Genomic DNA, 14,846 nt, shown 5'->3' on the forward strand with positions numbered 1-14,846 from the left:
CTGCGGCATGGATCCACTCGTCATCCGCAACGTGCTCCCGGTGCCACTCGGTGTCGACGAAGCAGCTGCCACCGAACCCGTCGACGTGCTCGTGGAGGACGGCGTCGTACGCCGGATGGGCACCGATCTGCCCGACGTCGACGACGCCCGGGTCCACGACGCCGACGGACGCTGGATGATCCCCGGTCTGTGGGACCACCACGTGCACCTCGGCCAGGTGGCGATGACCACGAGCCGGCTCGACCTGTCCACGGCCCGGTCGCCGGAGGAAGTCACCTTCTTCGTGCAGGAGCGCCTCTCCTATGCACCCGACAAGCCGCTGGTCGGCTTCGGACACCGCTCGGCCACGTGGCCGCGCAAGCCAACCGTCGCCGAGCTCGACGAGGTCTCCGACGGTGTCCCGATCGTGCTGATCAGCGGCGACGCCCACCACGCGTGGTTGAACTCGCCTGCCCTGCGGGGGCTCGGCCTCGCACCGCGCAACGAGGTGGTGCGCGAGTCGGAGTGGTTCGAGGCCTACGGACGGCTGGAGGGGCTGATCGGCAGGGAGGCCACGCCGGAGGCGTACCGCACGGTGCAGGCCGAGGCCGCCTCCCGGGGCGTCGTCGGCCTGGTCGACTTCGAGTTCACCGGCGGCGCCGACGACTGGGCCGGGCGCTGGGCCGAGGGAGTCGACCTGTTGCGGATCCGGATGGCCACGTATGCCGACGGCCTCGACGCGGTCCTCGACGCGGCGCTGCGTTCCGGCGACACGATCCCGGACACCGGACTGGTCACCATGGGCCCACTGAAGGTCATCTCCGACGGCTCGCTCAACACCCGCACCGCGTGGTGCTGTGCGCCGTACACCAACGGCGACGACCTGATCCATCCGTTCGGCTATGCCAACCAGACCGTCGAGGAGCTGCGCAAGCTGATGGTGCGGGCCACCACCGGCGGTCTCGAGGTTGCCGTGCACGCGATCGGTGACGCCGCCGTCCACGAGGCACTGCTCAGCTTCGCGGCCACCGGGGCGCGGGGCTCCATCGAGCACGCCCAGCTGATCGACCCTGCCGACGTGCCCCGGCTGGCCGCTTCCGGCCTGCGTGCCAGCGTGCAGCCCGCCCACCTGCTCGACGACCGCGACGTGTCCGAGCACTGCTGGGCCGATCGGCTCGACCGTTGTTTCGCCCTGCGGTGGATGCACGACGCGGGCACCCGGATGCACCTGGGCTCCGACGCCCCCGTGGCTCCCCTGGACCCGTGGCTCGCGATGGCGGCTGCCGTGCACCGCAGCGCCGACGAGCGCGACCCGTGGAACCCCGGCCAGTCCCTGACCGCACGCGAGGCGTTGGCCGCGTCGACCGACGGGTGGGGCACGGTCGCCGTGGGACATCCGGGCGACCTGGTGCTGCTCGACGCGGACCCGTTGGCCGACGTCGGTGACACCGGGGCGACCAGCACCCACCTGCGCTTCATGAACGTCGCCGCGACGTACGTCGCCGGGCGGCTCACCGCCCCGCTCCTGAGCTGATGCCGCGCCGGGCACCTGCGCGGTGCTGGCGTCGCTTCCGCGGCAACCGGTTCCGCGGGGAGTGACCTGGACACCGCGTTGCTCGCAAGAGGGGGCGGGTGTGGGTGCCATGGTGGAAGATGGCCTGCATGGCCCTCGAGCAGTTCAGCGCACCCACCCGCGCGTGGTTCGAGGCTGCCTTCGCCGAGCCCACCCCGGCCCAGGCGGGAGCGTGGGCCTCCATCGGGGCCGGGCAGCACTCGCTCGTCGTCGCACCGACGGGGTCGGGCAAGACGCTCTCGGCCTTCCTGTGGTCGATCGACCGACTGCTCACCGCTGACCCTCCCGACGACAAGCTGCGTCGTTGCCGGGTGCTCTACGTCTCGCCACTGAAGGCGCTCGCCGTCGACGTCGAGCGCAACCTGCGCGCGCCCCTCGCCGGCATCCGCCACACCGCCGAACGACTGGGCCAGACCGTCAACGTCGTGAGCATCGGGCTGCGCTCCGGTGACACCAGCGCCGCCGATCGTCGCCGGTTCCAGACCAACCCTCCGGACATCATGATCACCACGCCGGAGTCGCTCTTCCTGATGCTGACCTCGCGGGCCCGCGAGGCGCTCCGCGGCGTCGAGACCGTGATCCTCGACGAGGTGCATGCCGTGGCGGGCACCAAGCGGGGCGCCCACCTGGCCCTCTCCCTGGAGCGGCTCGACGACCTGCTCGAACGCCCCGCCCAGCGCATCGGGCTGTCCGCGACCGTGCGTCCGCTCGACGAGGTCGCCCGGTTCCTGGGCGGCACCGCTCCCGTGACGATCGTGGCCCCGCCCGCGCAGAAGTCGTGGGACCTGAAGGTCGTCGTCCCCGTGGAGGACATGTCCGAGATCGGCCAACCCCTCGAGGACGACTTCGAGGGACCCGCCGCCGGAGGTCCTCGCGCCGTCTCCATCTGGCCCCACGTCGAGGAGCGCGTGGTCGACCTGCTCGAGTCCCACCGGTCGACGATCGTCTTCGCCAACTCCCGGCGCCTGGCCGAGCGACTGACCGCCCGGTTCAACGAGATCGCGGCCGAGCGCGCCGGTGTGGAACCCGCCGCCGACGGCTCCCCACCGGCCCAGGTCATGGCCCAGTCCGGGCAGTCCGACGGAGCGCCAGCGGTGATCGCCAAGGCGCACCACGGGTCGGTGTCCAAGGAGCAACGCTCCCTCATCGAGGACGAGCTCAAGCGCGGCCGGCTCCCCGCGGTGGTCGCGACCAGCAGCCTCGAGCTCGGCATCGACATGGGTGCCGTCGACCTGGTCATCCAGATCGAGTCGCCGCCGAGCGTGGCCAGTGCCCTGCAGCGCGTCGGACGGGCCGGGCACCAGGTCGGCGAGGTGTCGCGGGGGGTGTTGTTCCCCAAGCACCGCGGCGACCTCGCCCAGACCGCGGTCACCGTGCAACGCATGCGCACCGGCGGCATCGAGTCGCTCCGGGTTCCGGCCAACCCGCTCGACGTCCTGGCCCAGCAGGTGATCGCCGCGGCCGCCCTCGACGACTGGGACGTCGACGCCCTCTACGCACTGGTGCGACGCACCGCCTCCTTCGCGGGGCTGCCGCGAGCGGCGTACGACGCCACCCTCGACCTGCTCAGCGGCCGCTACCCCAGCGACGAGTTCGCCGAGCTCCGCCCCCGCATCGTGTGGGACCGCGTCACCGGGCAGCTGACCGGCCGACCCGGCGCGCAACGACTCGCCGTGACCAGCGGCGGCACCATCCCTGACCGGGGACTCTTCGGGGTCTTCCTGGTCGGGGAGAAGGCCAACCGCGTCGGCGAGCTCGACGAGGAGATGGTCTACGAGTCGCGGGTGGGCGACGTCTTCGCGCTGGGCGCGACCAGCTGGCGCATCGAGGACATCACCCACGACCGGGTGCTGGTCACTCCAGCCCCGGGGGTGCCGGGGCGGCTTCCGTTCTGGAAGGGCGACTCCCTCGGTCGACCGGCCGAGCTGGGCCAGGCGGTGGGCGCGTTCACCCGCGAGCTCGCCACCATGCCCGCCGCGGAGGCCCGGGTCGCCGCCACCGACGTGGGCCTCGACGCCTGGGCGGCCGACAACCTGCTCGCCTACCTCGCCGAGCAGCGCGAGGCCACCAACCAGCTGCCCAGCGACCAGACCATCGTGGTCGAGCGGTTCCGCGACGAGCTGGGTGACTGGCGCCTGGTGGTGCACTCCCCCTACGGCACACCGGTGCACGCGCCGTGGGCCCTGGCCGTCAACACCCGGCTGCGGGAGCGCTACGGCGTCGAGGCCTCGGCGGTCGCCAGTGACGACGGCATCGTCCTGCGCATCCCCGACACCGACGCCGAGCCCCCCGGCGGTGACGTCGTGGTCTTCGCGCCCGACGAGATCGAGGACCTGGTCACCTCCGAGGTCGGCGGCTCCGCGCTGTTCGCGAGCCGGTTCCGCGAATGTGCTGCGCGGGCGCTGCTGCTGCCGCGTCGTGACCCGGGACGCCGTTCGCCGCTGTGGCAACAGCGCCAGCGCTCGGCCCAGCTGCTCGAGGTGGCCGCCAAGTACCCGTCCTTCCCGATCGTCCTCGAGGCCGTGCGAGAAGTGCTGCAGGACGTCTACGACCTGCCCAGCCTGGTCGCCCTGCTGCGCCGGATCGACCAGCGCGAGGTGCGCGTCGTCGACGTGGCGACGGCCCAGCCCTCGCCCTATGCCCGCAGCCTGCTCTTCGGCTACGTCGCGCAGTTCGTCTATGAAGGCGACTCCCCCATCGCCGAGCGCCGCGCTGCCGCGCTGAGCCTCGACCAGGGCCTGCTGGCCGAGCTCCTCGGCCGTGCCGAGCTGCGCGAGCTGCTCGACCCTGAGGTGCTGGCCGAGGTCGAGGCGGAGCTGCAACGACTCGCCACCGACCGCCGGGCCCGCGACTCCGAGGGCATCGCCGACCTGCTCCGGCTGCTCGGGCCGCTGACCCACGCCGAGATCGCCGCCCGGTGCGTCGACGACGCGGACGTCGCCGGCTGGATCGCCCACCTCGCCGACTCCCGCCGAGCAGTCCCCGTGCGGATGGGCGGCGAGGACCGCTGGAGCGCTGTCGAGGACGTGGCACGGTTGCGCGACGGGCTCGGCGTGCCGACCCCGCCCGGCACTCCCGATGCCTTCACCGAGCCCGTCGAGGATCCTCTCGGCGACCTGGTCGGACGCTTCGCGCGCAGCCACGGCCCCTTCACGTCGGCCGAGGTCGCCGCACGACTGGGGCTCGGGGTCGCGGTGGCCCAGCAGACCCTGGTCCGGCTCGCCTCGAGCGGCCGCGTGCTGGAGGGTGAGTTCCGCCCCTCCGGGAGCTCGGGCAGCCAGGAGTGGTGTGACGCCGAGGTGCTGCGCAAGCTGCGCCGGCGCTCGCTGGCCCGGTTGCGCAAGGAGGTCGAGCCCGTCGAGCCGGAGGTGCTCGGCCGGTTCCTCCCCACCTGGCAGAACCTCACGTCCTCCCGTGGCAACGGGGGTGCCCTGCGCGGCATCGACGGCGTGCTCACCGCGGTCGACCAGCTGGCCGGGTGCCCCGTGCCGGCCTCGGCGCTCGAGCCGCTGGTGCTGGCAGCCAGGGTGAGCGACTACGAGCCGTCGATGCTCGACGAGCTCACCGCCACCGGCGAGGTGCTGTGGTCGGGCCACGGGGCACTGCCCGGCAGCGACGGCTGGATCTCGGTCCACCTGGCCGACCAGGCTCCGCTCACCCTGCCCGAGCCTTCCTCGGACCTTCTCGGCGAGACCCATCGGGCCGTGCTGGAGGCACTGTCCCCCGGAGGGGCCTACTTCTTCCGACAGCTGGGCGCGGCCGTCGGGTCGACCGACGACTCAGAGCTGTCCGCCGCCCTGTGGGACCTGGTCTGGGCCGGTCACCTGACCAACGACACCCTCGCCCCGGTGCGAGCGCTCACCCGCTCCGGCACGACCACCCACCGGAGTCGGCGTACTCCCCCGAGGGCGCGCGGCAGCGCCCGCGGCCGCGCGACGATGCCCTCGCGCACCGGACCGCCCGAGACCGCCGGACGCTGGGCCGCCCTGCCCGCGATCGAGGACGACGCGACCCGCCGGACGCACGCCACCGCGGAGGCCCTGCTCGAGCGCCACGGAGTGGTCACCCGCGGTGCGGTCGCCAGCGAGCGGGTGGTGGGCGGCTTTGCGGCGGTCTACAAGGTGCTCTCCCTCTTCGAGGACTCCGGGCGCTGTCGACGCGGCTACTTCGTGGACGGGCTCGGGGCGGCCCAGTTCGGCTCGGCGGGCGCGGTCGACCGGCTGCGCACCTTCGTCGAGCAGTCTCCCGGCGAGAAGCCGGTCGCCGTGGCGTTGGCCGCCACCGACCCCGCCAACCCGTTCGGCGCTGCCCTGTCCTGGCCGGAGCGCGTGACCGAGGAGGGCGCCGGGCACCGTCCCGGGCGCAAGGCCGGCGCGATGGTGGTGCTGGTCGACGGGGCGCTCGGGCTCTACGTCGAGCGTGGCGGACGCACCCTGCTCACCTTCACCGACTCCCCCGACCTGCTCGGTCCGGCCTGCTCGGCGCTGGCCGACGCCGTACGCCGTGGCGCGCTCGGGCGGCTCACGGTGGAGAAGGCGGACGGCGAGCCCCTGCTCGGCCGTGGCGACTCGTCCTCCCCCTTGCGCATCGCCCTGCAGCAGGCGGGGTTCGTGACCACACCGAAGGGGCTGAGGATCCGTGCCTGAAGGCGACACCGTCTGGCGCACCGCACGTGCCCTGGACTCGGCCCTCACCGGGGCCAGGATCACGATGAGCGACTTCCGGGTGCCGTCGTTGGCCGAGGTGGACCTGCGCGGTCGGCTGGTCAACGGCACCGTCTCGCGCGGCAAGCACCTGCTCACCCGCATCGGAGACGACCACCTGCTGCACACCCACCTGAAGATGGAGGGTTCTTGGCACCTCTACCGCTCGGAGTCGCGCTGGCAGCGCCCCGTGGAGCAGGCCCGCGTCGTGCTGCGCACCCCCCGCTGGATCGCGGTCGGGTTCTCCCTCGGTGTGCTGGAGCTGCTGGGCGCCGACGAGACGGAGCGAGCGGTCGGCCATCTCGGTCCCGACCTGTTGGGTGAGGACTGGTCGCCCGACGAAGCCATCCGCCGCCTCATGGTCGCGCCGGACCGCACGATCGGCGAGGCCCTCCTCGACCAACGCAACCTGGCTGGCATCGGCAACCTCTATCGCAGTGAGCTCTGCTTCCTCAACGGGATCCTCCCGACCACGCCGGTCGCGGAGATCCGTGACCTGCGACGGTTGATGGCCCGGGCCAAGGCGTTGCTCGAGGCCAACAAGACGCGACGCATCCAGACCACCACGGGCAACACCCGCCACGGACACCAGCACTGGGTCTACGGGCGCAACGGTCAACCGTGCGCTCGGTGCGGCACGACCGTGAGGATGGAGATGATCGGCACACCGGGACGCGAGCGGGCGGCGTACTGGTGTCCTTCGTGCCAGCACTGACCCGGCGCCCGAGCACGTCCGTGGACCGGGGCGGCGCCCTCTCAGGCTGCGGAGGCGACCACACCGGGGCCGGTGCCCACGGTGATCGGCGTCGGCACGATCTCGAGCGCGCGTTCCTCCACGGCGACCGCGTCACTCACGTCACGCAGCACGTCGGAGAGCGGCAGGTCGAGGGCACCACACAGCGATGCCAGCAGCTCGGACGATGCTTCCTTCTGGCCACGCTCGATCTCGGAGATGTAACCGAGGCTCACCCGGGCCTCCGCGGAGACCTCACGCAGGGTCAGGCCACGCCGCATGCGATGCGCGCGAAGCACCTCGCCGAGGATCCGACGAAAGAGCACCATGAGCCCGTCCTTTCTCCGTTGATGGGCCCAACGCTACCTGTTCCCTGTTTCTTCCCGCCGGCGACTGCGCCAAGGTCCGGAATTCGGAGCCGGGCTGCCCGGTCGCGCGGCCGTGCGACCGGAACTGTGGTGGTCTTGCCGTTACGGTGACCTGCATGGCAGCTCTACCCATCGAGGACTACGCCCTGATCGGCGATCGACACACCGCGGCCCTGGTCGGCAAGAACGGTTCGATCGACTGGCTGTGCCTCCCCCGCTTCGACTCCTCGGCCTGTTTCGCAGCGCTGCTCGGCACCGAGGAGCACGGCCACTGGCAGTTCGAGCCCGTCGACGACTACACGGTCACCCGCCGCTACATCGGTGACTCCGCGGCACTCGAGACCACCTTCACCACCGACTCGGGCCAGGTGACGATGCTCGACCTGATGCCGGTCGGCGACGGCCGCGCCGACGTCGTACGCCGTCTCACCGGCGTGGGCGGCACCGTGCGGATGCGCCACGAGTGGGTGGTCCGGGCCGACTACGGCGAGGTGCGACCGTGGGTGCACCGCGAACGGGTCGACGACGTCGAGCTGATCGTGGCGATCGCCGGGCCCGACAAGTTCGCGCTGCGCGGCCCTCGTCTGCCGAAGGCCGCCGACCACCGTCACAGCGACGAGTTCGACGTGCGCGAGGATGACGAGCTGACCTGGTCGACGACCTGGGTCCCCTCCTGGGCCGACCTGCCGGAGTCCATCGTCGCACCGGCGCGCATCGCCGAGACCATCGACGAGAGCAACGACTGGGCGGCGTCGTGCCGCACGGACGTGCCCCACCGCGACCTGGTGGTGCGGTCCCTGGTGACTCTGCGGATGCTCACCCATGCGAAGACGGGAGGCATCGTCGCCGCGCCGACCACCTCGCTGCCCGAGGACTTCGGCGGCGAACGCAACTGGGACTACCGGTTCTGCTGGCTGCGCGACGCCTCCCTGACGCTCGAGTCCCTGGTCACCGCCGGCTTCACGGACGAGGCCAAGCTGTGGCGGGGCTGGCTGCTGCGAGCGGTGGCCGGCGACCCGGAGGACATGCAGATCATGTACACGATCGACGGCGGGCGCCGGCTGCCCGAGCGCGAGCTCGACCACCTTCCCGGATACCTGGACTCGCGGCCGGTGCGCATCGGCAACGGAGCGGCCGACCAGCGGCAGACCGACGTGCTCGGTGAGGTGATGATCGCCCTCGACCTGGCCCGCAAGGCAGGGTTGGCCCTCGATAAGGATTCCTGGGCCCTGCAACGTGCGTTGGTCGACGAGCTCGCCGAGCACTGGCAGGAGCCCGACAACGGGCTCTGGGAGATTCGTGGGCCGTTGCGCCACTTCACCCACTCACGGGTGATGGTGTGGGCTGCCTTCGACCGGGGCATTTCAGCCGCCGAGGAGCACGGTCTCGAGGCACCGGTGGAGCGGTGGCGAGAGATCCGTGCCGCGGTCCGCGACGAGGTGTTGGCGAAGGGCTTCAACGCCGAGCGCAACTCGTTCACCCAGCACTACGACACCACCGAGGTCGACGCCTCCTTGCTGGTCCTGCCGCTGGTCGGGTTCCTGCCCGGGGACGACCCGCGCATCCTCGGCACCATCGAGGCGGTGGAGCACGACCTGATGCGTGACGGCCTCCTGCTGCGCTACCGCACGGAGTCCGGCGTCGACGGCCTCAGCGGCGGTGAGCACCCGTTCCTGGCCTGCACCTTCTGGTTGGTCTCGGCCTATGCCGAGGCCGGGCGCCCGGACGACGCGCGCGAGCTGCTCGACCGGCTCGCAGGCTTGGCCAACGACGTCGGCCTCCTCTCGGAGGAGTACGACGCCGGCAATTGTCGGATGGTCGGCAACTTCCCCCAAGCCTTCAGCCACCTGACCCTGGTCCAGGCGGCCTTCCGCCTCTCCAGGCTCGAGCAGCCCTGACGGTCGGGCAGTCCTCACGGTCGGGCAGTCCTCACGGTCGGGCAGTCCTCACGGTCGGGCAGTCCTCACGAACGGGCCGTCCTCACCAATGAGAGGCGCCCGGAGGGAAGACTCCCTCCGGGCGCCGACTCGTGCCGGTCGTGCTGGTGCTACTTCACGACCTTGATCGTGATCTTCTTCTTCACCGACTTGTTGAGCTTGTCGCCGGCGTACTTGACCACGACCTTCTGCTTGCCCTTCTTGGTGAACTTCTTGAGCTTGATCTTCGCCTTGCCACCCGAGAGCTTCTTGGCGTAGCTCTTGCCGTTGGCCCTGACCGTCACCTTGCCGGTGGGGGTCTGGCCGACCGCTGCGAGCGAGACCACGAGCGTGGCCCGCGTCTTCTTGACGTGGATCTTCCTCGGCTTCACCTTGACCGTCATCGACGGCTTGGCCTTGACCACGGTCACGGTGTCGTTGGTGATCGCGACCTTCGTGTGGTCATCGCCGAAGTAGGCGACCTGGATGGTGTGCTCGCCCACCGTGTCGAGGGGGGTCACACCCATCTCGGCCGTGCCGTCCTCGAGGTTCGCCAGGGTCCGGATCATGCCGTCGACGTAGAGCACGACGTATCCGGTGGCGGTGTAGCCCTCGGTGGCCACGTTGGTCGTCACGACGATCGAGTCGGCCTTCACCACGGGCCTGTCCGTGCTGAGCGTGGTGCTCAGCTCCGGGGTCGCCTTGACGACCTCGACCTGCACGGTCGTCTCCGAGGGGTTGTTCTGCTCGTCCCCGGAGTAGCGGACGGTCAGCTGGTTGGTGCCCATCTCCAGCTTGGTGCTGTCGAACCGGATGTTGGCGGTGCCACCGGTCAGCGTCCCGGTGCCCACGACCTGGTCACCGAGCAACAGCTCCACCTGGCCGGTGGAGGGGTTGGCCGAGTCGAGCGTGGCCACCACCAGGCCCTTGCTGCCATAGGTGACCGGCTCGGCCGGGCCCTCGGCAGTGAGCGTGGTGTCGACGGCCGGCAACGGCAGGCCCACCTGGGTGAACGACGGATCGGCGATCACACCGACCGTCCACATGCCCTCGAGGTCTGCCGGTGCGGTGAACGCCACCGTGGCAGCACCGTTGGTCACCGGGAAGCTGCCCATGGGCTGCGAGTCGGTGCCGTTGGTGAGGAAGACCCGCACCTCGGTGTTGGCCGGGCTGCCGAGCGAGGTGAGGTCGAGGTTCGACAGGTCGAACGAGACCTCCTGGCCGGCGAACACCACGCCCGGGTAGCCGTGCTCGACCACCTGCTGGCGGGCGAAGTCCGGGCTGAGCGGCTGGTGGCTCTCCAGGTAGCTCATCCACAGCTCACGGTCGACCAGGCCGGTGTCGCGGGCCACGCCGTCCTTGAAGGCGAAGAAGTTGTCTCCACCGCTCGCCAGGAACGAGAACGTCGAGACCGTGTAGGTCGCGGTGGGGTCGAGCATCTGGCCGTCGATGATCACCGAGGTGATCCGCTCACCCCTGGGCTTGGTCGGGTCCTGGGTGACCCGGACGTTGTCCGACAGGCCGAGGGCCAGGAACGGACGCGACGACCCGTCGGGCTGCCACTGCTGCTCCAGGACGGCCCTCAGCTGGGCGCCGGTGAGGTCCACCAGCGACACGTTGTTGACGAACGGAAGCACCGAGTTGGCCTCGGCGAAGGTGACCACACCGTTGGTGTTGGCCGGGTTCTTCGAGGTGTCACCCGCGAAGAGCAGGTCGGCCCGCAGGCCACCCGGGTTGACGAGGCCCAGATCAGCCTCGAAGTCCGAGGGCAGCCCGTCGCGCAGCGCGTTGCCGACCAGGTCGCCCACGGTCGACTCCGCACCACGGTCCTCACCGCCGGTGGGCGTCTTGGCCCGGCTGATGTCGCCGGTGATCTCGCCGACCGGCTGGTTGCCGATCTCGGCGGCGTGCGCCAGCGCTGCGTCCACGACCTGCTTGACCTGTGCCACGCGGGGGTACTTCTCGACGAGCACGGCGTCGTCCTCGGTGGTGCGGGCGACGTTGCGTGCCTCGTAGGAGACCACGTCACCCGTTGCGGAGTCGACGGTCAGGGAGACCTGGCCGACGTTGTCGGCGTACTGACCGGTCTGGATGATCGGTCGGCTCGCGCCCTCCTCACCGGGGACCGGAGCGTCCCAGGCGTAGGTCTGGTGGGTGTGGCCGTTGAAGATCACGTCGACCGCCGCGTCGAGGTTCGCCATCTCGGCGAACTCGCCGCCCTTGGCGACCTCCTCCTCGTAGCTCGAGCCCACGCCCTGCGTGGCGCCGGCGTGGAAGCTGGCAATGATCACGTCAGCCTCCCCGTTGGCGTCGTCACCGTCGGAGAGCTCGCCGGCGACCCGGTTCACCGCGTCGACGGGGTCACCGAACTCGATGTCCGCGATGCCGGCGGGGCTGACCAGCGAGGCGGTCTCCTCGGTCACTGCTCCGACGACGCCGACGGTCACGCCGTCGACCTCGAAGGTGGCGAACTCCGGCAGCACCGGGTCGGTGGTGCCCTTCGCGTAGACGTTGGCACCGAGGTAGTCCCACTGGGCGTTGCGGGCGTCGTCCGGACCGATGACACGGTCGCGCAGGTCGGCCCATCCCTTGTCGAACTCGTGGTTGCCCACGGCGGAGGCGTCGAGGCCCAGCGCGTTCATCACGTCGATGGTCGGCTGGTCGCCGTCCACCGCCGAGGCGAACTCGGAGGCACCGATCAGGTCACCGGCACCGACCATGAGGGTGCTGTCGGCACCGCCCTGCTCGGTGAGCTCCTCGACAGTCCCGGCCCACTTGACCGTGTTGTCGTTGATGCGGCCGTGGAAGTCGTTGACTCCGAGGAGGTTGAGCGTCACCTGGCCCTCGGCCGGAGTGTCGTCGGTCGAGATGCCGACGATCTCCGGGTCGTGGTCAGAGCTGCGGTAGACGTTGGGCTCGTAGAAGTCCGTCACGTTGTAGTTGTGACGGCTGTACTCGAAGGCCACCGACTCACCGGAGTTGATGTTCCAGATGTCGGCACCCTGCACGGTCTCCAGAGCGGCGTCGTTGGCGAGCACGTGGTCCAGCGAGCCGGAGAGACCACTGAAGGAGTACGTCGACTCGCCCTCGGTGTCGGACTCCACGGCGGTGAAGCCGGCGTCGTAGAGGGCCTGCATCGGGTCCTCCTGCGAGTAGGAGTTGAAGTCACCGGTCAGGAAGACCTTCTCGGTGCCCCGGTCGGCGGCGAAGTCGTTGGCGAAGGTCACCAGCGAACCGGCCATGCGCACCCGGTCACCGTTCCATGCACCCTGGCCGTCCCCGGTGTCGACGTTGTCGCCGGTGGCGTCGTCGCCCGACCCCTTGGACTTGAAGTGGTTGACGACCACGGCGAAGGCGGCGCTGTCGTCTGCGCCGGCCGGCTTGAAGGCCTGGGCCAGCGGCTCACGGGCGTTGTCGAAGATGGGGTCCCCGACGAGCACCTCGGAGGCACCGACCAGCTCGACGCTGGCGACCTTGTAGATGAACGCGGTGCGGATCACGTCCTGGTCGGAGACCGGTGGCAGGTCGTCAGCGTCCGGCGACGGGGCGAAGGCCCAGACGTCGGACCCGGCGGCTGCGTTGAGCGCGTCGACCAGGGTGGACAGCGCGTCGTCACGGTCGGTCTCGCCCAGGGCGACCGAGTTCTCGATCTCCTCCAGCGACACGACGTCCGCGCCGAGCGCGTTGATCGCGGCAACGATCTTGTCCTGCTGGCGCTGGAGGTCCTCGGCCTCAGCGGCTCCGCGGGGACCGTTCTCCTCGCACCGGTTGTCGGTGACCGGGTCGCCGGCACGGTCGGTGTAGAACGTGCAGCCGGGTGCCCAGTCGACACCGAGGGTGTTGAAGTAGTTCAACACGTTGAAGGTGGCGATGTGGAGGTCACCGGCGACGGCCTCGGGGGCCGGGGTCCGGGTGTTCTCGAACGTCGCGACCTCGGCACCGCTGCCGGTGACGGGCGAGGTGGGCTGGAACTTCCAGTTGTTGTTGCGGTACTCCAGGATCACCGGCGCCGCGAGCGTGGCAGCGGCACCGACCCGGATCGGGTTGGCCTTCGACAGCCACGGCAGCGGGGTGCCCTGGTTCTCCGCGTTGAAGAAGTTGAGGCTGGCACCGTCGTCGAGGATGACACCGCGGGCGGCGTTGTCGGCCTTGACCGCGTCGGCCTCGGGGGTTCCGGGGCGGGCGACGTCGGTCCACTGGATCAGCGGCTTGTTGCCGGTGGCCAGGCCGATCTCGGCGTACTGGTTGGTGGCGTAGGTGTTGGTGACGGTGAAGTCGTCGGTCGGGGCGAGCAGCTCGCCCTCGTGGGCCTCACGGTCGGTCTCGGTGGTCGGGTAGGCCGTGACCAGCGCGGTGACCTCCGGAAGGGCGGTCTCGAGCTGGGTGACACCGCCGGCCGCAGGGGTGATCTCGGTCGTGCCGCTGAACTCCGAGACCGGACCGGTCACCTCGACGGAGTCGCCGATGGCCAGGTCGGCGGCCCCGACCGCACTGCCGTAGACGAAGACAGCGTCGGAGGCACCCGGGGTGGCATCGGTGGCACCACCGGTGCCGCCGGTCTGGATGTAGACGCCGTTGAGGCCACCGGTGTTGTACGCCGCGGTGACGACGCCCTGCGTGGTGACGATGTCGCCGACCAACGGTGAGGCGGGGCCGGTGCCCTGGACCTCGGCGATCGTGGCTTCCACCTCGGTCGGCGGCTCGGGCTCGGTGTACACCGCGCCCGGGGTCGGGGCACTGGAGATGAAGTCGGCCGAGTTGTCGTCGGTGTCGGCGTTGTCGGCGTCGCGTGTCGAGGAGGTGCTGTTGGTCGTCGCCGGCGCCTTCGCCGTCTCGAAGCTGGTCGTGGAGCTGCCCCAGCCGAGGAAGTCGATGACCTGCGCGTTGTCGATCGCACCCGTGCCCGGGTCGATCCCGGCGGCGCTGTCGGCCAGGTAGATCTGACCGCCGCTCCCGGAGAGGTTCAGGCCGGCCGTCGCGTCCGGGGTGACCGGGAGGTCGACGCCGTTGGCGCCGCCCTGGCCCTTGACGACGTAGTAGCCGCCGGCCGGGACGCTGGCGCCGACGGGCAGCGCGAAGACGTTGTTGGAGGTGCCCGTGCCGGCGGCTGAGCGGTACTGCAGGCTCTTGCCGCTCAGGTCGATGGCGGCATCGGTCGGGTTGTGGATCTCGATGAAGTCGGCGTTGTAGACGGCACCGGAGTTGCCCCCGCCGCCGTACGCCTCGCTGATGACGAGGCCGCTGCCGTCGGGCGCAGCAGCTGCGGTCGGGGCTAGGGCGAGCGTGGTGCCCACCATGGCAAAGGTCGATAGGGCGGCGAGCGCGGTGAGACGCGGTCGCCTGGTCAGGCCAGACAATTGAACTCCCAGGGAACGACACGGACGGTGGCCGATCAGGGGAAGGAGTCAGCCCGAACTGACACGTGACCGGGGGTGGTCACTTTGCCCCAACATCCGCACCACCGCCACCGATACCGGCAAACTTTCGGTAACAACGGAATGCACGGACGATCTTCCGCCGGCCCGGCGGGCGTCCTGACCGGCGCGACCGGGCCGGAACCGACCGACGAGCTGT

6 protein-coding genes are annotated in these 14,846 nt (G+C 70.6%); 4 read left to right on the top strand and 2 right to left on the bottom strand.

Annotated features, from left to right (window positions below; genetic code table 11):
- The first annotated feature begins 7 nt into the window (after positions 1 to 7).
- The 3 genes from ncot_RS10705 to ncot_RS10715 all read left to right on the top strand — a co-directional run bounded on the left by ncot_RS10705 (position 8) and on the right by ncot_RS10715 (position 6,970).
- Positions 8 to 1,513, top strand: a complete 1,506-nt coding sequence (locus ncot_RS10705) for an amidohydrolase family protein (RefSeq protein WP_168617591.1) — start codon at positions 8 to 10, stop codon at positions 1,511 to 1,513.
- A 128-nt stretch (positions 1,514 to 1,641) separates the two neighbouring features.
- On the top strand, positions 1,642 to 6,198 hold the full coding sequence (locus ncot_RS10710) for an ATP-dependent helicase (RefSeq protein WP_240937863.1): 4,557 nt from the start codon (positions 1,642 to 1,644) through the stop codon (positions 6,196 to 6,198).
- The gene (locus ncot_RS10715) at positions 6,191 to 6,970 is read left to right on the top strand and encodes an Fpg/Nei family DNA glycosylase (protein WP_168617592.1); all 780 of its coding nucleotides are present in this window, start codon (positions 6,191 to 6,193) and stop codon (positions 6,968 to 6,970) included. Before ncot_RS10710 ends, ncot_RS10715 begins: the two co-directional genes overlap by 8 nt.
- A gap of 41 nt (positions 6,971 to 7,011) precedes the next feature.
- Here the strand turns inward: ncot_RS10715 and ncot_RS10720 are convergent, their stop codons facing one another.
- The gene (locus ncot_RS10720) at positions 7,012 to 7,317 is read right to left on the bottom strand and encodes a helix-turn-helix transcriptional regulator (RefSeq protein ID WP_168617593.1); all 306 of its coding nucleotides are present in this window, start codon (positions 7,315 to 7,317) and stop codon (positions 7,012 to 7,014) included.
- 155 nt (positions 7,318 to 7,472) lie between these two features.
- Between ncot_RS10720 and ncot_RS10725 the strand changes: the two genes are divergently transcribed.
- A complete protein-coding gene (locus ncot_RS10725) occupies positions 7,473 to 9,254 on the top strand; it encodes a glycoside hydrolase family 15 protein (protein ID WP_168617594.1) in 1,782 nt (593 codons plus the stop codon).
- Between the two features lie 149 nt (positions 9,255 to 9,403).
- Here the strand turns inward: ncot_RS10725 and ncot_RS10730 are convergent, their stop codons facing one another.
- Positions 9,404 to 14,569: an ExeM/NucH family extracellular endonuclease gene (locus tag ncot_RS10730; protein ID WP_168617595.1), complete on the bottom strand. Its 5,166-nt coding sequence runs from the start codon at positions 14,567 to 14,569 to the stop codon at positions 9,404 to 9,406.
- Between the last annotated feature and the right edge of the window lie 277 nt (positions 14,570 to 14,846).

Source organism: Nocardioides sp. JQ2195 (assembly GCF_012272695.1).
Classification (GTDB): domain Bacteria; phylum Actinomycetota; class Actinomycetes; order Propionibacteriales; family Nocardioidaceae; genus Nocardioides.